Genomic DNA, 950 nt, shown 5'->3' with positions numbered 1-950 from the left:
ACTTTCTTAACCTGAGAATTAACTTTTACAATGTAAATACCACGGTCAACTGAAATATTTTCAGCATTTCTTACGGTTACCTGACGTCCAACCAGGTTATACACATGAACACTCTCGTCACCTTTCAGATCCAGAATTCTGATCAGACCAGGTGTTGATGTATCAATACGAAGATTACTTTCTGTACGTACTTCTTTTACAGGTACTGATAACAAATAAGCTGTTTGAAGTTCATCAGTTAATCCATTCATAGTACTTACTTCATCTGGTGTAAGTGTTTTGTTGAATAATTGGAAATCATACATCATGGCTTTTGAAAGGTAAACATCGCTCCAGAAGTTTGATTTTCCCAGGAAGTTATAGGTGGTTCCTACTAATCCGGCCTTAGGAATGTCGGTATTGGGCCACTTTTTGATAGTAGATGTATCTATAGCCACACCGTCAATATACATTATTCCTAATGTATCATCCTGAGTATATACATACTGGTGCCATTCTCCCTGTGTTGAAATATCACCTCCTGCAGTTCCAATCTGGTCGCCTCCCCAATAATCTGCAGCAATATTATAGGTTTTATACGATGCACGACCAAACATGTATCCATTCCGTTTTTCTGAAGAAGAATCACTGTTTGAGAAAGCATACAGGAAGTTTCCGTTATCTGCTAAATTAGTCTTTGTTGCATCTACAAAGTAGTATGCACTTATAGAGAAGTGACCTTTCAATGCATAAATTACCTTACCAACTTCGTCACCCATATCAAAATAAGATGAGTCACCTGCAAGATTCAACACACCAAAATCTGAAGTACCTTTCAGTATTCTGTTTCCTGCACCATTCATAAATGTACCCTGGAAGTGCTGTTCCGAAAGGTCTGTTACAGTGTTACCACTTATATTGGCATCATCAAAATTGAAATGGAGTAAAAGATCAGAAGTATACTTGGTAGC

Annotated in this window: 1 protein-coding gene; it reads right to left on the bottom strand. The window is 37.6% G+C overall.

Annotated features, from left to right (window positions below; all coding sequences use genetic code 11):
• A partial coding sequence (locus ACE01N_RS20515; protein ID WP_380592956.1) for a LamG-like jellyroll fold domain-containing protein occupies positions 1-950 on the bottom strand: 950 nt, incomplete at both ends.

It is taken from the genome of Quyinboa ferrireducens, from assembly GCF_042436675.1.
GTDB lineage: Bacteria > Bacteroidota > Bacteroidia > Bacteroidales > UBA5342 > JBHJHP01.
The sequence above is the reverse complement of the archived record's forward strand: the minus strand, read 5'-3'. Positions and strand labels throughout refer to the sequence as shown.